Origin of the sequence: Thalassoroseus pseudoceratinae, from assembly GCF_011634775.1 — a bacterium.
GTDB lineage: Bacteria > Planctomycetota > Planctomycetia > Planctomycetales > Planctomycetaceae > Thalassoroseus > Thalassoroseus pseudoceratinae.
This window is the reverse complement of sequence record NZ_JAALXT010000005.1, coordinates 20034-40109: the sequence shown is the minus strand read 5'-3', so window position 1 is coordinate 40109 and position 20076 is coordinate 20034. Positions and strand designations below refer to the sequence as shown.

The window sequence follows — 20076 nt, the reverse complement described above, 5'->3', positions numbered from 1 at the left end:
TGTTGAATTCTACCGCATCCCGCAATGCCAGGTCAAAGCACCGTCGTCGGGAAAGTTAGAAACTCGATGGTTCACTATCGACCCACCCACCGGGCGGTTCGTCGAAGTCGCTACGAGATTCAAACCGCATGGATTCCTTGATCCAAGTTAACGGCACATTCCCGGTTGGGCCGTTTCGGTTCTTCGCCACGATGAGATCCGCTTCGCCGGGACGCTCGCCTGGATCGTAGGCGTCTTCACGGTGCAGAAACATCACCAAGTCGGCATCTTGTTCGATCGCGCCAGACTCCCGCAAGTCGGCCAGTTTCGGGCGTTTGTCGGTTCGCAAATCGACCCCCCGGTTGAGCTGTGCCAAAGCGATCACGGGCACACTCATTTCCTTCGCCAGGAACTTCAACCGTCGGGCGATCTGAGCGACTTGTTGCTCACGGGGCATTTTGGGATCGTCAGGTTCGATCAACTGCAAGTAGTCGATCACGACCATCCCCAGGCCGTAGCGGTTTTTGATTCGGCGGCAGATCGCACTGATCTGGGCCATATTTCGCCCGGGGATATCGTCGATGAAGATCGGTAGTTCGCTCAGTCGCGTGGCGATCTGAAGAAGTTGCTCGGTTTCCTCGGCATCGAGTTCACCCTTCTTGACCTTCAAACCATCGAACTTGCCGAAGATGCACAAGAGACGCTCGGCCAACTCGACCCGCGATTGTTCCAAGCTGAAAACAATCACGCCCCCGCCCGGCCCTTTTTCCGAGGGACTGAGTTCTTGCTGATACGCTTCGTAGGCGTTCAAGGCGACCGACTTGGCGATGTTACAGACAAACGCCGTCTTTCCCATACTCGGTCGAGCAGCGACAATCACCAAAGCGGCGGGTTGAAGACCACTGGTGAGGTCGTCGAGTTTTTCGAAACCGGAACTGATTCCACTGACCGTGCCGTCGTCCGCAATTCGAGTGTGAATCCCGGACATCGCATCTTCGAGGATGTCTCGGAGAGCGAATTTCTCGTCTTCGCCTTCACGGTCAAGAATCTGAAAGATGCGAGCTTCTGCGTTGCCGAGCAAGGCTTCGGTTTCGGAGTCGTCCTCGTCGATTTCTTTGAGAATGGCCGTGCTGGCTTCACGGAGCATGCGACGAACGAATTTGTCGCGGACGATCTCAGCGTAATAGCGAGCGTGAGCGGCGTGCGGAACGGTTTCCAACACCCGAGCCAAATAAGCGGGACCGCCGATCCGGTCGAGTTCGCCGCGTTTCTCCAATTCCTCCGCGACGGTGACGGCATCGATCCCGCCAATTGTGGTTTCGGACAGCCGAAAGATGGCCTCGGCGATTCGCACATGAGCATCAAGGTAGAAGTGCCGCGCCTGCACCAACTCGGCGACTTCGTCAATCGCCTCATAGGAGAGCAGCATACTCCCGAGCAACGCACGTTCGGCGTCCAAATTCTGCGGCGGCAGCCGATCGAAGGGTGCCGGCGACGAATCCCGTTCCGAGCGGTCAACCATGCGAAAACGCCTCCTGAATGACGCAGGTCACCAATTTCCGAGTGTTCGACTCTTGATCGTAGCGGGTTTTGTCTCGTGGGAGCGAGGGAACAATCGAGTTTTCGCTTTCGCCACGGAGAACAGTCAACCGTCATCCGGTCGAGACGACAAAGGCCGACCAATATCCTCTTGGTCGGCCTCGGAAGCGGTATGCAGTTTCGTTACGACGCGGCTGGAACCACCCAGACTTTGACTTCGGTATTAACCTGGGAGTGCAACTCGATTTTGACGGTGTACATCCCGAGTTCTTTCAACGGCCCTTCCAGTTTCACGTGATCTGCGGTCACATCGAAACCTGCGGAAGTCAGAGCTTTGGCGATGTCGGGAGCAACGATCGAACCGTACAGGTGACCATCGTCGTTGGCATTGGCTTCGAGCGTAACGCTGTACTTGCTGATGGCGTCGGCTCGTTCTTTGAAGAGCTGGACTTGCTTCTTCTCAACTTCTTTCAGCCGTTGCTTGTGGAGTTCCACATTCTTCTTGTTCTCCTCGGTTGCGACTGTCGCCAAGCCGTATGGCAACAGATAGTTTCGAGCGTATCCGGGTTTCACACGCACGATTTCGCCACGTTGACCAAGGTTATCAACGTTTTCAGCGAGAAGAATTTCGACAGCCGACCGCTTGGAACCGCCGACGGTTTTCGTATTGGAGTTTCGCAAAGCCATGAAATTCGAGTCCTTATCTGGTCCGCCGGCGTTCTGTCGGCTGAATTGATCGAGTTAATCTCGCTCGAGTGTTCTCAGCAGCGTTCGTGTGAATCGCCGTCTAAGGAATCGAGCTGATAAAGTTTCAAATAGCGACAACGGAGCAGGTTGTGTCGACTGGCATCCTGGGACAGCGCCTAGTGGGCAGTCTTAGAATGGCACTTCGTCGTCGGGGATGTCGCCGGCACCACTGTCATAGTCTGGTTGGGGAGCGGACTGGCGTTGGTTTCGCGGGGGACCGCTGGATTGACTGTCATCGTATCCACCACCGCCGCCGGAATAACCGCCTCCGCCGGAGAAGCCGCCCCCACCGCCACCGCCTTCGTTACGACCGCCGACCATCGTCATGTTTTCACCGACGACCTTCAGTTTACTGCGGTTTTGACCGGATTCCTTGTCTTGCCAGGTATCAAGTTGCAAGCGGCCTTCGATCAACACGCCTCGCCCTTTGGACAAGTATTCGCCGGCTACTTCAGCCTGGCGACCCCATAGGGTGACATCGACGAAGGTGACTTCTTCCTTGCGTTGTTGAGATTGTTTGTCGTACCAACTGCGATTCACCGCCAAACCAAGTTCGGTCACGGCGGTCCCGCTTGAGAGGTAACGAACTTGCGGATCCCGGGTGAGGTTTCCCATAAGGATCACTTTGTTGAAGCTCGCCATCCGATTGGTCCTTTCATCAAACTCAACGATTGACTGGCGTGACGACTACTTATTCGTCGTCGTCATCGAAATCGTCGTCGTCATCATCGTCATTACTGTCGTCGTCGCTGCTCTCATCATCTTCCGACACCGCATCTGGCATCGCGCCGGGAGCGACGGAGTTGACCATCGCTTCAAACAGGATTTCGCTGTGCTTGATCACCAGTTGGCGAAGAATCACATCGCTGAGCTTGCAAGCTCGGGTGAGGCTCTTCATTCCTTCGCCTGGCATGCGGAAGAGAATGAGGTAATGCAACCCCTTGCGTTGGCCTTCGATCTCGTAAGCCAATCGGCCTTCCTGCCATGCGCGATGTGCGACAACTTCCCCGCCGGCCTTCTCGATCATTTCGAGAACGGTTTTCACAACGCCTTCGGGATCGGCAGCGTACTTGGAGCTATCAATGAGGAACATGCCCTCATAGTTGACCGACGGCGCGGTTGCCGTCGCGGTGTTTTCAGCCACTTTGATTTTCCTTCAGTGTGAACCCGTAAAAATCGCGTTATTGAAAACAGACTTCGCAACCAAGGATTGGCGGGAAGTCCGTGAATAATCGGCTAGTTGGGGGCATTGACTCGATTCATCGAAGTTTGGAAATCTTCTTGAATCCACGTTTCAACTCCGTCCGCTGCCTTGGCAACGGCCAGTTGGATTTCCGGAGATTCGGCCTCCGTGAATTTCCCCAACACAAATGCCGCTGCGTCCATACGTCCGGGAGGGCGACCGATTCCAACTCGCAATCGAGCGAACTCCTCGGTTTTCAGCAGCTGAATGATATTGGCCAGCCCTTTTTGTCCTCCCGCCGAGCCTGATGGCTTAAGTCGCAATCGGCCTCGTTCGAGATTGAGATCATCGCAGATGACGATCATGTCTTCCAGCGATAGCCTATAAAAATCCATCAGCGACCGGACCGCCCGACCGCTGAGGTTCATAAATGTTTGAGGAGCCGCGAGAATGACCTTTTCGTTCGCAAGGAAAATCTCGACAATTTCCGACTCATGTTTGATGGTGGGGGTGGTGCCCCCGTGTCGGTTCGCCAGCTCCGCAAGGACGTCAAAACCGACGTTATGGCGTGTTTGCCGGTACTTTGCGCCGGGGTTTCCCAACCCCACGACAACTTTCATAGTCAATCACGCCGCGTCTTGTTGATCAGTTATCGCCGTCGTCGCTGGACGATTCTTCGCCAACAACCTCAGGTTCGGCTCCGGCGGCATCACCTTCTGCCGCTGGTTCATCGGTCGCCATTTCTTCGAGAATCTGCACAACGACCGTGTCTTCGTCGATGTCGAGTTCCGCACTGCTGGGCAGCTCGAGATCTTTGACGAGAACCGAATCACCGATCTGCAAGTCGGTGAGTCGAACACGAACGACGTCGGGCAACTCGAGGGTTTTCACACGCATCGCGATTGAGTGCAGATGCTGATCGAGAACACCCCCCGCGACGACTCCGGGAGCAATTCCACGGAACTCGATGGGGACTTCGCTCCAACGACGTTCTTCGGGATCGACCCGCAGCAGGTCGAAGTGAAGAATCTCACGACCGAACGTGTCCCATTGGACCTCACGGAAGATCGTGGTTTGCGTGTTGTTGCCGAGCTCTAAATCGACAACCTTATGCCCTTCATTGATGATCGGCGATAGCTGATCGCCGGACACCGTAATGGCAACGGCTCCCTCTTTGTGCCCGTAAATATTCCCGGGGATCTGGCCACGAGACCGCAGTCGCCGTGATTCAGCGGTTCCAAGTTTCTCGCGTTTTTCGGCAGTGAGACGAACTGCTTCGGACATGACACGTCAGCCTTTGTTGCCCTGCAAACCTATGATGGCGTAATGACTCGAAATGAGTGAAGCGCGTCAGGATAACCAACCAGTTGCGAGTCTGCAAGCGTGCAACACTCACGGAATCCGAATTCCGGAGACCCAGCGGTTATAATCGCGCGAATCGTTATGAAAAAGGGGCCCTATGCGAACGTAAGGACACGATCCATACGGGATTTGATGTCCGCCAACCGTTCTTTGTCGCCCCCACGGACTTCGGCTGTCGCCCAACCGGAGTAACCGATCTTGTCGAGAGCCTTCATCACACCGGGCCAGTCGCAGTCACCTTCCCCGATTTCCACTCCGAAACCGGATCGCGGACCTTTGCTGTTCTGAAGTTTTCGGCTGTATTCTTTGATGTCCAGTTTCCCGATTCGCTCACCGAGTGCCTCGACCCAATGTGTCGGCCAACCGTAGCGAACGATGTTCCCGACATCGAAGTACGCTCCCACCAAGGGAGAATCGAACGAGTCGATGTAATACGCCATCTCCAGTGGAGAGAGAAGAAAATTGTTCCAAACGTTCTCGAAGAGGATGCGAATATCTAGCTTTTCGGCCAACGGCAACGCCTTCCGAATTTCGGCTTGGCTGCGTTTGTAGGCGTCTTTGTAGCTGACGTCTTCCGTAACGACGGCCGGCACCAACAGCACCGAAGACGCTTCGTAATCCTTGGCGGCCTGAATCGCTTTCTTGAATCCGTCTAAACCGGCGGCACGCACGTTTGGATCGGGGTGTGAAAGGGTCTGTCGCCAGTGAACGGAATTGACCACTCCGTGAATGGGCAGGTCCGCTGCGTCACGGGCCTTAAGTAACTCTTTGGTGTCCATCGAGTTGGGGGCACTGACCTCGACGCCATCGTAACCGAGATCCTTGAGCAGCTGAAACTTCTCAGCCAATGTGCCGTCTGTCCGTACCATTCCCAGTTTGACCGCCTTGCGGATTCGCGGCGGAGCACTGTCCGCGGCTTGCGTGTTGGAGGCAGATAATGCGGAGGTCGCTGCCAATGTCACAGCACCGACACTAGCGTCACGGAGGAAATCTCGGCGGGAGGGTTGCTCGGTCATGTTGGGGTTCTCACAGGTCTTTATGTTCGATGGTGACTTATTCAACGACTTCGACGCCCTTCCAAAAGGCGACTCGTCCTTGAATATGCAGTGCAGCTTCTTTGGTTTTGGGGTACGACCAAGCCGCATTCTCGTTGACTTCGCCATCAACGACGACATTCCAGTACTTCGCAGTACCTTTCCAAGGGCACGTACTCGAATGATCGCTGGGTTGCAGGTGCTCTGTTTTGACGGAATCTTGCGTGAAATAGTGGTTCCCGTCGACAACAACGGTGTCGTTACTGTCTGCTAGGATACAGTTGTTCCAAATCGCTTTCATAACTAAACTCCGTTCTTTGATATCGGAACGTATTGATCTTAACAGGGATCATGAATGGAGTTCCACAGTCGCGCGAATTTTCTTTCCGATTCGACAACTTCGATATGAGATTTTTGACAGAATGTTCAGTCTGATTGCCGTCGCAAGGTGTTGATATGTGTGAGTATTGATTCTTGTTTGTCCTGGTTTTCTCGTTGTCACTTGCTGGGAGATCGTTGTTTTGAAGCCCAAAAGAACAAGTTCGTACGGTTTTACGTTGATCGAACTGCTGGTGGTGATCGCGATTATCGCAATTTTGATCGCCCTGCTGCTGCCAGCGGTTCAGCAAGCCCGTGAGGCGGCTCGCCGAACGCAGTGTAAGAACAATCTCAAGCAGATTGCCTTGGCGATCGAGAATTACGAGTCGACTTTCAGCGTGTACCCACCGGGACGGCTGGGGTGTGACGGCATCAACCACGGCCCGTGTAACGGCGATACCAACGCACAACGTGTTGGAACGAGCGGATTTGTGTTGTTGCTGCCGTTCATGGAGAAACAGAATCTCTACGATTCCTTCAGTCTTGCTGATCCGGTTTGGGGAGCCTATTCCACTACGTGGCTCACACCGAATCGGGCAGCCGTAGCCACACGACCGGAACCGTATGTGTGTCCCTCGGATACCAGTGAGCCAACAATCTCTATTACCGTGGGGAGTGAAACCGGGCCAGCGGCCACGGCGACTTACGCATTCAACTCCGGTTCGTTCGGGCCATCCTCCGGGATTGGAGTTCAGGTAAAGACCGATAACAACGGGTTGTTTGTCTACAAGACAGCCATCGGACGTCAGGAAATCACCGACGGAACTAGCAGCACGTTCCTGGCTGGTGAAGTCCTCGATGCTCATACTGGGGAATCGCAGAACATTTGGACGCAGGGGTCCCGGTTGCTGAGTTGCTTGCGGAACACCGAAAACCCCGTCAACACACCGCCCGGCACCGGAATCACGACTTCCCCCTACGGGACGGCTTTAAACGGTGCATTTGGTAGTCGCCATCCTGGTGGTGCTCAATTTGCTTTCGCCGACGGGCACGTCTCGTTCATTTCCGAGAATATCGACCTGGCAACCTACCGGGCACTTTCGACTCGGTCCAATGGAGAGGTGGTCGAAACACCATAATGATCCGATTCATTGAAATTCGCAACGTCCGCCTCATTCCGGCAACGCTCGCCGTGTGTCTGTGCGGGATGCTCGGTTGCGGCGGACCGGACCGTCCCGAACGTGTGCCCGTCTCCGGACAAGTACTCATTGATGGAGAACCACTCACGGTGGGGAGTGTTCAAATTCTGCCCGAGAACGCACGAGCGGCCAACGGAAAGATTGACTCTGAAGGCCGGTTTGAGATGACGACTTTCGAACCCGGCGACGGTGTTGTGCCGGGAACGCATCGTGTTGTGGTTGTCGCCAGTGAAGCGATGGGCGGCACCGGTCAGAAGTGGCACGCTCCTAAAAAGTACATTGATCCCACTCAATCTGGTCTGACGGTTGAGATCACCGAACCAACGGACTCCCTGGAAATCAATTTATCCTGGGACGGCGGAAAGCCATTCGTCGAGAAGTTCGACGCGGAGTAAATCCGTCATTTCAGAAATTCTACGATTCCTAACGACAAAAGCCGAAGGACACTTGGTCTGTCCCTCGGCTTTTGTTGATTGCAAGTGGGCCTACTTCTCTTCCGGGATGGTAATTTTCATCGTGCCCATCAAGCCGGGGAGCAGGTCTTTGTCGGGGTTGGGGACTTCCGCCCAGACTCGAACGCGACCGCGGATGTTTCCGGCTTTTTCATCCACGAATTTGAGTTCCCCTTTGTGCCATTCGGCTTCCTCGTCGGACTGATTCGATTGCAACCGCACGAGAACTTCATAGCCCGGCTTGATTCGCCGAGATTCCGCCAATGAAACGGTGCCACCGACCTGAACCGCTTTTGTATTGACCAGCTGCAGAATCGGATCACCCTGAGCAACGGCTTCGCCAACACTTTTGGTGACTTCGGTAACCACCCCGGTAAACGGGGCTCGGATTTGCAACGCTTCCACACGGGCTTTGGCTTCCTTGACCCGCAAATTGTTCAGCACTTGCTCGTGCTCGGCTTGCTCGATCTGCAGCATCGCTCGGTCTCGCGTGAACCGTAGTCGGTCCAACTCGACCAGCGGGACCGTGCCGATCACCCGACGGTTAGCGTCTTCGGCCTTGTCCAACTCGGCCTGGGAAACCTTGAGTTGGGCTTGGGCAAATCTCAAGTTGACATCGCTGGAGGCTTCTTCCTGAGCAACGGCCAGTGCGGCTTTCAGAATTTCGGCTCGCAACTCGACCAGCAATTCGCCTTTCTCGACAAGTTGGCCTTCTTCCGGAACAACAACCGCGAGGACGCCCGGTTGGTCGGCGGCCAAGGATGCTTCGAACTTCGTCTGCAAGCGAATCCAGGCTTCCTCGATGCGGATTTCCTCAGCTTGAAGAGTTGCTGAGGACAACTCGGGAGTGAGGCAGACGCAGGCCAAACCGAGTCCGTATAGAAAATGCTTGAGATTCATCAGAGTCGTCATCGGAAGAGGTCCTCATCGAACGCGGTTGAACGGTAGGAGTTCACAGTTCCCATCGGCTTTCGGACGCGAAGTCACCAAAAACAAGTCGATTCGTCCGATTATACGAGTCGTCTCCGATGGGTTGCTGGAATTTCTGGTCTTACGGGCCCACAATACTGATGTGGCATTTGATGCAGAATCCGCGAACCATTCCGAAGTCGAATGTAGGAGGTAATCGATGCGACCACTCAATTTTGCCTTGATGACCTGGCTTGTGTTGGCAGTAAACTCCGATGTTCGTGCGGATTTGGAATCCGGTCCGGAGAAGGGAGCCAAAGTCGAAGCGTTGCCGGTTTTTGTCGCGACGGGTGAGTTCAAAGGTCAAACAAAGAATTTGGTCAAGCATCGAGACGGCAAAGCGACACTGTGGTTCTTTGTTCCCGCAGACAAGTGGAATCGGCCGACGGCTCGGCTCTTGCGAGCCTTGGACGACAAGTTCTCGGACGTGGAGGAGGATGGGGAAATCATCGCCGTTTGGATGTCGGACGATCTTCCCAAAGCCAAGGAGTACATGCCGGTGGCTGATCGGGCATTGAAGCTTGATCACACCACCTTCACCGTCTACGAGAAAGACCCACTCGGGCCCGCCGACTGGGCAATTCATCCTGATGCGGATGTCACCGTCGTCGCCACGCGTGGCGGCAAAGTGGTTCAGTCCTTTGGGTTCGTTTCCGCCAATGAAACACTGGCAAAAAGCGTGCTCAAGGCATTGATGAAGAAATAAGACGCATGGTCTTTCATGACTGGCGAAGCATATTGTTGATGTTGAATCGCCAGTCATTCATTCCGGTTCTGAAAGGACACCCCATGAAGTTTGCTTGTTTGGCTGCGAGTGTGGCCATTGTGATGGGAGCAATGACCGCTTCCGCCGCCGATACCAAGTCTTCCAAGGACACCTCCCCTGTGCTGAAACACACGATGAAATCTTTGGATGGCAAGAAAGTCGACCTGTCCAAATACGAGGGCAAAGTGCTCTTGATTGTCAATGTCGCCAGCCAATGCGGAGCGACACCGCAATATGAACCACTGCAAGAACTCTATAGCAAGTACAAAGACGAAGGCTTGGTCGTGCTGGGCTTTCCGTGCAATCAGTTCGGTAGTCAAGAACCGGGCAGTGCCGATGAAATCCAAGAGTTCTGCAAATCCAACTACGGCGTAACATTTCCCATGTTCGCTAAGATCGACGTGAACGACGACAACGCAGCCGACCTGTACCAGTACCTCACCAGCAAGCAAGCGTTTCCGAAAGACTCCGGTCGGGTTCGATGGAACTTCGAGAAGTTTTTGGTCAGCCGGGATGGTAAGGTCGTCGATCGTTTCCGTACCCCCGTGCAACCCGACTCGCAACCTGTGATCAAGGCCATCGAAGCCGAGTTGGCTAAGAAGCCGTAATCGACGGGCTGAAATTCGAACGAAACGGGAATTCCGATTTCAGACGACAACCAACGCACTCAAGTTGTGTCATCGTTTCGCGATGCCCAGGGGCGGATGGTTGTCGTCATCGGACGTGAGTTCCCGTCGAGTTCAAAGTCTGTTCACGTGCAGCGTGTTGACCGGAAGACGTCTCTGGCGTGGCAACGCGACCGATCGGTCATAGGTGGGGTTGAGAACGAATGAAGTTTCCGTTTGTTTGTGGATGCGTTTGGGCGACGACGCTGCTGTGGAATATCAATTCGGTTACGGCGGATCCGCCGTGGCGTTGGACGCGTGTTGCAGACCACGCCGATTGGCAGCCCCGTGACTCTCAAGGCGAGTTGGTGTTTAACGATCGTCTTTGGATCTTCGGCGGTTGGTTCAACTCCTATGAAGCCCCGCCCCGCGATGTGTGGAGTTCCGCCAACGGAAAAGATTGGCAACTCATCACGAAGGACGCCCCGTGGAAGCACTCCGATTTGTCGATGTCGCTGACCTTCAAGGATCGCATGTGGTTCATGGGCGGTTGGTACAATGGCCGTCTTCCCGGGCATTCCGCTGGCGATACCGTTTGGTCGTCGACGGACGGCAAGAATTGGGTTCGTGAAACCGAACACGCAGGATGGTCGCCTCGCTTGGCGGCGGCCATTGTCGAGTTCCGAGGCAAGATGTGGATACTCGGCGGAACCGAGAACTACTATTTCGGCGACCAATCCAGTTTGAAGAACGATGTGTGGTCTAGCGAAGACGGGAAAACGTGGACTCAGGTCACGAAGGATGCCGGTTGGGCACCCCGAGCGTATCACCAAGCTGCGGTGTTGAATGATCGGATTTACGTCTTTGGTGGCGGGAACTACGTGCCGGAATACCAAGCGTTCAATGATGTTTGGAGTTCCGCCGACGGCGTTGAATGGCGTCGGGAAACGGCAGCGGCACCATGGCATGAGCGACTGTGGTTTTCGTCAGCAGTTTATCGCGGGCACATGTGGGTGGTCGGCGGTTGGTCAAAGGACCCGTCACAAAATTGGGGCGACGTGTGGTATTCGAAGAACGGTCGCGATTGGAAAAAACTCGAAACCGCGAAACCCTCATGGAAGGAACGTCACGAGCATTCCCTGTTCGTCTTTCAAGACCAACTCTGGCTCGCCGGCGGACATGCCCAACCGCTCAGCGATGAAGTCTGGTCGTTGAAACTCCCAAAGAATTGGGACGGCGATTAGAGCACGCGACTTTTGCCCGTATCGGCCACGGTCTCTGGAACGCACCGCAGACCCGTGAGAGCTTCATGCGGTCTAGATTGGCTTCACCGTTGCGGTCGGTTTTGCAATTTTGGTGTGCCACTGTGACCGGCGTGACAACCGGTGCAAAAATGGGGGAAACCCATTCGCGTGCCGCTGTAATGGTCACCGGCAAAAGCGTAGAACTTGATGGGCTTGCCAGACTCGTCATGTGCGGGGCTTGTCCATTGCGTCACCCGGCCATCTGCATCGAAACCGGCGAGGACGGTCGGAGTGCCCGGTGGAAGTCGGAATCGGAAAGCCGTGTCTTCCATCGGGACATCTAACAGCATGTTCCAACCGCCGGGAGTTCGTGGTTGATCGGGATCGTCGAACCGATCGCGATGCGAAGCAAAGATGCGGATGGAATCAATGGACCCGGTCGGTGGCGCGGAGAAGATCGGCCATTCATCGGCATCCGATTTTTGACCGGGCACGTCTTTGTTGTTCTGCATGTAGACCATCGAATTATGCGTCTCGCCGGTTGGACCGTGATAGGTTGTGCCATCTGCGAACTCCACGTCCGCTGTTCCATCGCCGTATTCGAGCGGTTGATAATCGTAGTGAATCACACGAGGAACCACGGCTACCGGTTCGGCGTCGACGAATTTCGGGTCGTCGAAGAGCAACGTGAGTTCAACGTCCTGAGCGGTGTTTTCAGCTTGCGGCCAGTCGTCCTTGGCGACATACAACCCATATCGTGACGTGTTCCATTCGCCATTTTCCTCGGGTGTTGAACCGGCAAGCAGAATCTTGTCGGGTGGTGCGGGACTGGGGCAGGTCAACTGCAACGGCTTTCCCGACGCGTCGACGTTTGGTCCGCGAATGAGTTGAGCTTCCGCAGACGGTGGAAGTGTGGACCCCGCCGCGATCGAACTCGGAGCCGATGTGATCGTGCCGCCAACGGCCTGTACGACGGTGACTTCGTCGGTGGCACCATCAAGATTTGTCATGAAGGCATACCGACCGTTGTGCAACGGACGCGGTCGCCATACAGGTTCAGACACCTTGATCAAGCCGCCGAAAAAATCCGCGTTCGGTTCAATGTGGGCTGCCATCCAGTTGTCCGTCGGGGCGGTTGCGAACTCCTGGCCAGGTTCGTAGGGCGTGATCGTTGTGCGGTCAGCTGAAACAACCTCGCGATTTCGACTCCACAAGCTGAAGATGACGTAGCCATTGTCGGTTAGCCACGGCCAACGGTCGTTGTTGCGATTTGCGGAGAGTGGTCTTTTTTCCGTCCCGTCGTCTCGCATGATCCAGAGAGTCGTGCTGCGGCGAGCATGATCTCGACCGAGGTCCGGTGTGCGACTCGAAACGAAAACAATATGCCCGCCGGGTGCGTAGATGGGATCGATGTCGTCGTAATCCGTCTGGCGACGTTTCCGATCCGACAACATCGTTTCGCCATCCTCCGCGTAACGCATCGGTGGAACAGCGGTAGCGCCGGAGTCGTTGGGGCCGCCGGTAAGTTGTTTCAATCCAGTGCCGTCGACGTTGATTTCATATAGTCGAAAATGACCGTGGTTGGGGGCGGGTTTTCGACCAGCAAAAACAATCTTCGTCCCATCCGGTGAAACACTCGGACTCATCACGTCGATTAAGGTCTGACCATCATCGAGTGGTCGGTCCCAGGTCAGTTCAGAGACTTCGCCATTTGGTAAGAGGAGTCGCAATCGCCCTTCGCTCGCTTGCCAGAGCGGCTTGCCGGGGAAGGTGAACTCTTCACCCTCATCCGCGGCCGCTTGGAGACTGGCTGGGGCGGTGCGTGATGTGAAGACCACGGGCCAATCGGGAGCCGATTGCACATGCGTCGTCAACTTGGGGTCGGTGGCAGGCCAATTGGGGCGAGACAAAAACCAATATCCCGCCCCCACCATCAGCACTGCGATGCCAATACAAACGGCGATTACCCGCCGCGATTTCTTAGTTCCCGGCATACTCGTTCAGTTCGATGTCCCAAGTTTCACTGCCATCAATGGTCTTTTCGATGGGTGTTGTGTCTTGACTGAATTGACCTTCGAGTTTGTCGGTGTCTGGATACGGATCCAACTGAACCACGGCGACTTTGTACTCACCTGTTGGAAGCGTGACGCTGTATTGGCCCGAATCATCGGGGCTGGCCAAAAATTGATGACCGGTCTGCGAACCGCCTTCGACTTGAACAAAGGTGACTTGAACGTCACCGTTTTCACTCACTTGAAGCGGTTCACCGTTTGATGTCAGTTTTCCCTGGACTTCAACTTCTCCCGAACCACCACAACCGATGAGAAATAGGGGAAGAAGTGGCAGGAACACACGGAGCAGGCCACGTTGCGTAGTCACGTTGGTTGTCCTTTTGGATGAGTGCTAAATCAATAAAGGAAGCCGATAAGAACGTGATCTTATCGGCTTGGAAGATGGCATGTTAGTCGAGTGAGAAGGTTTGCCCGTCCGAGATGGCACCGAGGTAGGCCCATGCTGGCTGGGTGACGTTGTCACTCACGGCTCGTACGCTTCCATCGATCAAGGCCACTTGAACGATACCAGGGTGGCGAGACCGAGATGTCGCCTGAGTGTTGCCACAATTTTCCCAGCAACCGCCTTTTCCGTCGGCCATGTCCGCGCAGTCGAAGACATCGTCCGAGTTTGCATTTCTGTCGTTTGGACCGTGACAGTCGCCAGCGGCATAGCGGCTGAGAATGCTCGATCCGGGAACACCCAATGCCCATACACCGCGTTGATCAGCGTTCGTTTCGCCGATGCGAATTTCACCGACCAACATGGAGTTCGAGGTGCCATCGGTGACATCGGACATTCGGTACTCTTTGTTGATGCGGAACAAGGCGTGGGCCAACGTGCTACCCCAACCGTTTCCACCATCTGACCGGTTGCCGTTGGTCCAAGTCGCCGGACCGCCGTTGCCAGCGTAGTTTCCACGTCCCCAGTCATTTCCCAGAATCGAGCTGTTGTACAATTCACCGTTGCCTTGACCAGATGGGCAAAGCATGAACCCGAGGTCTTGCGAACGAGCCAATCCGCCGCCGGGAACCGTTGCATCTCGGTTCCACATCGTGGCCGTCGTGCCGTTTTCAGTGTTCACATTGAACAATTCGTAGAGATTGGATTGTTCCGTGTACGGCAGGATCATGATGACCCAGTTCGGGCCCATGTGCTCAACTTGGTTATTGGCGGGATTGGTTCCGCTGTCGTTGTACAGGCCAGCGGGGAATTTGTTGTAGGTGTCGTGGAAGTTCTGGGCGGCCAATGCAATTTGTTTCAAGTTGTTTTTGCACTCGGTTCGCCGGGCCGCTTCCCGGGCTTGCTGCACCGCGGGCAACAACAGCGCAATCAGAATGGCAATGATGGCGATCACCACCAAGAGTTCGATCAACGTGAAACCCCGGCGTTTCCCGCTTGATACCTGCGCGCATGGTAAACGATTTTGCGTCATGGACTAGACCTCCAAATAGGAAAGGATGAAACCGACTTCCGCAAAGTACTCCCGAAAAGAATCTTCGGAGAGATCGAATGAATGGAAGTGCATCAAAGAGTTCGACAGCGTACCATATCGGCCACGGATATCACAATCCAAAAGGCAAATTCGCTCGGTTGGCGGTTGCATACTCGTCGGTTCAAAACTGAATGGGCTGGTTCTTGGGTGGGTTGAGGCATAAAATTGGGTGAACCGTGCCAGCCTCGCGTGTTTGGCAAGGCATGGAGGGGTTCGGCATTCTTGTGGCTTTCAGCAAGGCGATCCGATGTTACGACCCGAGGACAGCCAGCAACCGAGCGGTTTCCAGCCGCCGGAATCTTCCAAGGATCAGCCGATTGGCGAGGATCAACGGGCGATTGCCCGCTTTACGAATGCCGCCGATGCCGGTTTCTTCGCCCACGAGTTGAGTCTCACGACCAACGTGCCAATCGACGTGCGTTGTGAAGACGACTACGACGCCGTTTCCGGTCACTGGTCGATTCGCTTTTTGCTGTGCGGACCGGCGAAGGAAGCCAGTCAGCTTTCGCGAACGTTGCAGAAACTCATCGAGCAGTCTGCCGATGACGAACCAACATCCTTGCGAACGCCGCCCGTTCGGAACATCCCTGCGGATCAACCGATTTCGCTGTCGAGTCGGCCGGTTCGGTTTGCCAAGCCAGACACCGAAGGAGCGGAATTTTGGTTGGAGGATCGCGAACCGGGGGTGAATTGGTTGCCGATCGTATTGACATTGGCTGCGGGATCGTTGGTGTTTTGGGGATGGAAGAAACTCCAAGAGCCGCAGAAAGTCCCGGCGGCGAATCCGCGTGGCAACATCTTGGATGAAACCTTGTGGGAGCGTCTTTCGTTGCCACCCGGTGAGATTTGGATTCAGCAAGATGAATTTGGTCGTCGGGTGCGGGAGTTGAAAATTGATCGGGACCGGCGCGGAGCCACCTTACGGGAAGATCTCGACGGCGATTCGCTGTTTGAACGCTCCACGCGTTTGCGACGACCGGCCACACGCTAAAGTCTTGATCGGCTTACGCTTTCCCTGAACAGGGGTTGTGGGTTATTCTCTGCCTGCGGTCGGATGCCATTCGCAGTGAGTGAATGATTCTTTCCCAGCCCCTTCAGGACGATGGACATGTCGGATTCGACGCCCTCTTCTCCAAACACTCCCGTGACACCGAAACCAAACGGAGACGTGCCCGAAACGGTTCCCAACTCGGGGCGAAAACGAATCGTCATCCTTGGTGGCGGATTCGGCGGTGTGTATACCGCGATGGAACTCGAACGCCAGTTCCGTGGGCGAGACGATGTCGAGATTTCGCTCGTCAACAAGGAAAATTATTTCGTCTTCCAACCGATGCTCGCGGAAGTTGTTTCCGGGAGTATTGGAATCACGGATACGGTCAGCCCGATCCATCGCCTGTTGCCGAAAACAAAACTCTACATTCGCGAAGTGGAATCGATTGACTTGGCCAATCGCACGGTGACACTGAGCCCCGGTTTTTGGCCGAGACCGCTGCAATTGGAGTACGATCATCTCGTGCTCGCGTTGGGGACCGTGACCGACTTCCGAGGCATTCCCGGCATCTATGAACATGCATTGCCGTTCAAGAATTTGGCCGACGCGGTCAGCTTGCGGAATCACGTGATTCGTGTGCTCGAAGAAGCCGTCGTCGAGACCGATCCCCAACACCGGCGGGAACTCTTGACGTTCGTAATCGCGGGGGGTGGTTATTCGGGTGTGGAAGTGGCGGCCGAACTCAACGATTTCCTTCGGGCGATTGCGAAGGAATACCAAGGTGTCGAACCAGAAGACATCCGTGTGATTCTCGTTCACTCTGGGAAGCGGATTCTGGAACGCGAAATCCCCGAACGATTGGGAAGCTACGCTCAAAACGTGATGAAAGATCGCGGGATGGAACTCGTGCTCGGCAGCCGACTCCGCACCGCGACGCCCGATGCGGCGATCATTAAGAATAAAGAGAGCGGCGAGGAAACTCGTGTGCCGACGAAAACTCTGATCTCGACCGTTCCATCAATGCCGAACCCGATCATTGATTCGCTCGATTTGCCCAAAGAACGGGGCAAGATTGCGATTGATCAGATGTTCCAAATCGAAGGGTTCCCGGACGTGTCGGCCATCGGCGATTGCATGGCGATGCCCAGTCCGACCGGTGAGGGTTTCTGCCCACCAACCGCCCAACACGCGACACGTCAAGCGAAGGTTTTGGCTCACAACATCAAGGCCCAGATGTTCGGTGGCGAAAAGAAACGCTACACGTTCAAGGGGCTTGGCACGATGGGGTCACTGGGGTATCACCGAGCGGTGGCGTTGCTGCTCAATCGCATTCCCCTCGGCGGACGTGGCACCGGTTTGCTGGCATGGATGATGTGGCGAACCGTCTACTGGATGAAACTTCCTGGCTTCACACGGAAACTGAAAGTCGGAGCCGCTTGGTTCCTCGATTTGATCATCAAACCCGAAACGGTGCAGTTGCGACTCGAAAGTGGCAACGCGATTTCGAAAGTTCACTTCGAACCTGGGGAAACCGTATTTCGACAGGGGGATTTGGGCGATTCGCTGTACATCATTCTAGAAGGTGAAGCCGAAGTTCTCGTCGAGAAACCCGGTACGAACGGAGAGCCCACGCAAGAGGTCGTCGCGAAACTCACGCCGGGCGAGTACTTTGGCGAGATGGCCCTGCTCAACAATCGCACGCGGAGTGCGACGGTACGGTGTCACAAACCGCTCAGTTTGCTTGCCCTCCGCCAAGGCGATTTCCGAGCGTTGGTGTCGAACTTGCCGGAAATGAAGGAAAGTTTCCAACGCGTCATGGACGACCGCAGCCGCGAAAATTCCGACCCCGACGCCGAAGCCGATTCACCCAACGCTAGCAGCGACGTGTAGCGGATTGTGGGATGGGCATGACCCATCGCCGGTTCGGCAACTTCGCCACATTACCGAAATTTCTGGGACGAGTCCCAGTCGACGAAAAACTCAGAACAGATATTGAGAGAAAGACAATCCATGGTGCGTTTGAGTGCGGTTGTAGTAGCAGTGATTGGTTTGATCGGGGTTGGTTCGGCAACCGTAAGTGCGGCGGACGATCATCCGGTTTACGAGATTTGGCCGGACGGTGCTCCGGGGGAAACCGGCGACATCCCTGCCGAGAAAGCCGTCGAACCGCCAGCCGATTCCAAACGCCCCGTGACACGAATTCACAACGTCACCAATCCGACCCTGACGGTTTACAAAGCACCAAAGGACAAAGACACCGGCACGTCTGTGGTGATCTGCCCCGGCGGCGGATACAACATTCTCGCCTGGGACTTGGAAGGTGTCGAAGTGGCCGAGTGGCTGAACTCTATTGGCGTCACCGGGGTGGTTCTGAAGTACCGCGTGCCACGTCGGAAAGACCGGCTCAAACATGAAGCCCCCTTGCAAGACGCCCAGCGAGCGGTTCGTTTCACACGGGCACATGCGAAGGAATGGGGCATCAACCCCGACCGCATCGGCATTCTCGGGTTCTCCGCTGGCGGGCATCTTTCGACCACCACGCTCACCAACAGCGATCGGTCCTCGTACAAAAGCATTGATGAAATCGACGAGCAAAGCTCGAAACCAGACTTCGGCGTGCTGATTTACCCGGCATATCTCACCGGGGAACGGAACGCAAAAACGTACGGCAAAGAACTTTCCGAAGAGATCCGAGTGACGAAGGACACACCACCGATCTTCATGGCTCATGCGTATGACGACCGGATCACGCCTGCGGACACCGCTCGGTTGTTCATCGCATTGAAGGAAGCCGGTGTGCCTGCGGAATTGCACATCTACAACAGCGGCGGACACGGTTTTGGTCTCCGAACGACCGATAACCCTGTTTCCTCATGGCCGGGACGATGTGAAGATTGGATGCGAATTCGTGGACTGCTGAAGAAGTCGAAGTGACTTCCGTAGTCAAAGAGTTGAAACCTCTAGCAGTGACCGAACGAAATCTCGTAACATAACTGACTGACTTCCAGGTGTTCTGTAAACGAGGCCCCGATGGGTTTTGAAGATCGCGATTACGTTCGCGGAGGACGGCAATCCTACACGGGTTCGCTGAATTCCGGCGGTGGATACGGTGGCTATTCCGGCAGCGGTTTTCCGCCAGTGGTCAAATGGATCATCATCGCGAATGTGATCGTGTTCGCACTTCAGGTCTTTTGGCGAGCAGAGCCAGCAATTGTCGAAGAGGTTGTCCAAGAATTACAACGCGAGATTCAACGTAACCCCGGTGATATTCGTGTCGAGCGAGAACTCCAACAGCTGGAGCGCGCTCGCCGTGCTGGGCAAACCAAAGTCTCGGTGATCCAGAACTGGTTTGAACTCGCGCCGGACAAAGCCACGGAAGGACTTCAAGTCTGGCGTTTCCTGACCTATGCGTTCCTTCATAGCTCCCACGATATTTGGCACCTGGTGTTCAATATGATGGGGCTGTTTTTCTTCGGACCGACATTGGAACGGATGCTCGGCTCACGCGAGTTCGGATTCTTTTACACAACGGCCGCCATCGTCTCGGGGATCGCGTTTGCGTGCTTCGGGTTGTTCATGAGGGATCTTTCCCCGGCGATTGGTGCTTCCGGTGCGGTCGTCGGAGTCCTCGCTTTGTTCGCGTACAACTTCCCGACGCACACGATTCTGATTTGGTTCTTCCCGGTTCAAGCGCGTTTTCTCGTCGTGATTTATGTGATTTACGACCTGTATCCGGTGCTACGACAACTCGGCGGTAATCCGGCGAACGATCACATCGCCCACATTGCTCACCTGGGCGGATTGGTTTTTGGATTGGCGTACGGGAAGTTCCACATTCGGCTCTCCGGTTTAACACAAAATTGGCGGGGCATGCGATTGCCCAAACGCAAACCGAAGGGCGTCAAACTGTACAACCCAGTTGATGAACCAGCCCCGAAACCCGGACCGCGTGATTCAAAGTTGGATGAGTCGGTCGACGCGATTCTCGACAAAATCCACCGGGAAGGCGAAGCCAGCCTGACCGACCGCGAACGGGAAATTCTCAAAGAAGCCAGCCAACGCTACAAGAAACCGTAGTTCGTAGCATTGGTCCGACGGAATTTTCGCGAACCGACGAGGCGTGGTCTTTTGAATCGCCTTC

General features: G+C 55.2%; 21 protein-coding genes. 9 read left to right on the top strand and 12 right to left on the bottom strand.

Annotation, left to right across the window (positions count from 1 at the left end; genetic code table 11):
• Positions 1-55: 55 nt before the first annotated feature.
• From dnaB to G6R38_RS17985, 8 genes are all read right to left on the bottom strand, one after another.
• Positions 56-1501, bottom strand: a complete 1446-nt coding sequence (gene dnaB, locus G6R38_RS18020) for a replicative DNA helicase (protein ID WP_166829270.1) — start codon at positions 1499-1501, stop codon at positions 56-58.
• Between the two features lie 200 nt (positions 1502-1701).
• Complete coding sequence (gene rplI / locus G6R38_RS18015) at positions 1702-2205, bottom strand: 50S ribosomal protein L9 (RefSeq protein WP_166829267.1); 504 nt, start codon at positions 2203-2205, stop codon at positions 1702-1704.
• A gap of 189 nt (positions 2206-2394) precedes the next feature.
• Positions 2395-2907, bottom strand: a complete 513-nt coding sequence (locus G6R38_RS18010) for a single-stranded DNA-binding protein (RefSeq protein WP_166829264.1) — start codon at positions 2905-2907, stop codon at positions 2395-2397.
• A gap of 49 nt (positions 2908-2956) precedes the next feature.
• Complete coding sequence (gene rpsF / locus G6R38_RS18005; protein ID WP_240928263.1) at positions 2957-3409, bottom strand: 30S ribosomal protein S6; 453 nt, start codon at positions 3407-3409, stop codon at positions 2957-2959.
• Between the two features lie 92 nt (positions 3410-3501).
• Positions 3502-4068, bottom strand: coding sequence for an aminoacyl-tRNA hydrolase (pth, locus tag G6R38_RS18000; RefSeq protein WP_166829260.1), 567 nt, complete (start codon positions 4066-4068; stop codon positions 3502-3504).
• A 25-nt stretch (positions 4069-4093) separates the two neighbouring features.
• Complete coding sequence (locus tag G6R38_RS17995; protein WP_166829256.1) at positions 4094-4732, bottom strand: 50S ribosomal protein L25; 639 nt, start codon at positions 4730-4732, stop codon at positions 4094-4096.
• A 173-nt stretch (positions 4733-4905) separates the two neighbouring features.
• Positions 4906-5826, bottom strand: coding sequence for a sugar phosphate isomerase/epimerase family protein (locus G6R38_RS17990; RefSeq protein WP_166829253.1), 921 nt, complete (start codon positions 5824-5826; stop codon positions 4906-4908).
• Positions 5827-5863: 37 nt separating this feature from the next.
• A complete protein-coding gene (locus G6R38_RS17985; RefSeq protein ID WP_166829250.1) occupies positions 5864-6145 on the bottom strand; it encodes a DUF427 domain-containing protein in 282 nt (93 codons plus the stop codon).
• 220 nt (positions 6146-6365) lie between these two features.
• Here G6R38_RS17985 and G6R38_RS17980 point away from each other — a divergent pair, with 220 nt between their 5' ends.
• Together G6R38_RS17980 and G6R38_RS17975 are read left to right on the top strand one after the other, a co-directional pair.
• Complete coding sequence (locus G6R38_RS17980) at positions 6366-7301, top strand: DUF1559 domain-containing protein (protein ID WP_206028628.1); 936 nt, start codon at positions 6366-6368, stop codon at positions 7299-7301.
• The gene (locus tag G6R38_RS17975) at positions 7301-7756 is read left to right on the top strand and encodes a hypothetical protein (RefSeq protein ID WP_166829244.1); all 456 of its coding nucleotides are present in this window, start codon (positions 7301-7303) and stop codon (positions 7754-7756) included. The genes G6R38_RS17980 and G6R38_RS17975 overlap by 1 nt, the downstream gene beginning before the upstream one ends.
• 90 nt (positions 7757-7846) lie before the next feature.
• Here G6R38_RS17975 and G6R38_RS17970 read toward each other — a convergent pair whose 3' ends face one another.
• Positions 7847-8725 (bottom strand): efflux RND transporter periplasmic adaptor subunit, encoded by an 879-nt coding sequence (locus tag G6R38_RS17970; protein WP_166829241.1) that lies wholly within the window; start codon positions 8723-8725, stop codon positions 7847-7849.
• Positions 8726-8942: 217 nt separating this feature from the next.
• On the opposite strand from G6R38_RS17970, the gene G6R38_RS17965 reads away from it, so the two are divergent.
• The 3 genes from G6R38_RS17965 (at position 8943) to G6R38_RS17955 (ending at position 11397) form a co-directional block, all read left to right on the top strand.
• A complete protein-coding gene (locus G6R38_RS17965; protein ID WP_166829238.1) occupies positions 8943-9488 on the top strand; it encodes a hypothetical protein in 546 nt (181 codons plus the stop codon).
• A gap of 83 nt (positions 9489-9571) precedes the next feature.
• Positions 9572-10156, top strand: a complete 585-nt coding sequence (locus G6R38_RS17960) for a glutathione peroxidase (protein ID WP_166829235.1) — start codon at positions 9572-9574, stop codon at positions 10154-10156.
• A gap of 221 nt (positions 10157-10377) precedes the next feature.
• A complete protein-coding gene (locus G6R38_RS17955; RefSeq protein WP_166829232.1) occupies positions 10378-11397 on the top strand; it encodes a Kelch repeat-containing protein in 1020 nt (339 codons plus the stop codon).
• An 83-nt stretch (positions 11398-11480) separates the two neighbouring features.
• Here the strand turns inward: G6R38_RS17955 and G6R38_RS17950 are convergent, their stop codons facing one another.
• From G6R38_RS17950 to G6R38_RS17940, 3 genes are all read right to left on the bottom strand, one after another.
• Positions 11481-13391 carry a TolB family protein gene (locus G6R38_RS17950; protein WP_166829229.1) on the bottom strand — a complete coding sequence of 637 codons (1911 nt, stop codon included), beginning with the start codon at positions 13389-13391 and terminating at the stop codon, positions 11481-11483.
• The gene (locus tag G6R38_RS17945; RefSeq protein ID WP_166829226.1) at positions 13378-13776 is read right to left on the bottom strand and encodes a DUF3823 domain-containing protein; all 399 of its coding nucleotides are present in this window, start codon (positions 13774-13776) and stop codon (positions 13378-13380) included. Before G6R38_RS17945 ends, G6R38_RS17950 begins: the two co-directional genes overlap by 14 nt.
• Before the next feature lie 82 nt (positions 13777-13858).
• Positions 13859-14884: a DUF1559 domain-containing protein gene (locus tag G6R38_RS17940; RefSeq protein WP_166830635.1), complete on the bottom strand. Its 1026-nt coding sequence runs from the start codon at positions 14882-14884 to the stop codon at positions 13859-13861.
• 307 nt (positions 14885-15191) lie between these two features.
• Between G6R38_RS17940 and G6R38_RS17935 the strand changes: the two genes are divergently transcribed.
• The 4 genes from G6R38_RS17935 (at position 15192) to G6R38_RS17920 (ending at position 20012) form a co-directional block, all read left to right on the top strand.
• Positions 15192-15935, top strand: coding sequence for a hypothetical protein (locus G6R38_RS17935; protein WP_166829223.1), 744 nt, complete (start codon positions 15192-15194; stop codon positions 15933-15935).
• 117 nt (positions 15936-16052) lie between these two features.
• On the top strand, positions 16053-17825 hold the full coding sequence (locus G6R38_RS17930; protein ID WP_166829220.1) for an FAD-dependent oxidoreductase: 1773 nt from the start codon (positions 16053-16055) through the stop codon (positions 17823-17825).
• A 120-nt stretch (positions 17826-17945) separates the two neighbouring features.
• Positions 17946-18869: an alpha/beta hydrolase gene (locus G6R38_RS17925; RefSeq protein WP_166829217.1), complete on the top strand. Its 924-nt coding sequence runs from the start codon at positions 17946-17948 to the stop codon at positions 18867-18869.
• Between the two features lie 96 nt (positions 18870-18965).
• On the top strand, positions 18966-20012 hold the full coding sequence (locus G6R38_RS17920) for a rhomboid family protein (RefSeq protein ID WP_166829213.1): 1047 nt from the start codon (positions 18966-18968) through the stop codon (positions 20010-20012).
• The last annotated feature ends 64 nt before the right edge of the window (positions 20013-20076 follow it).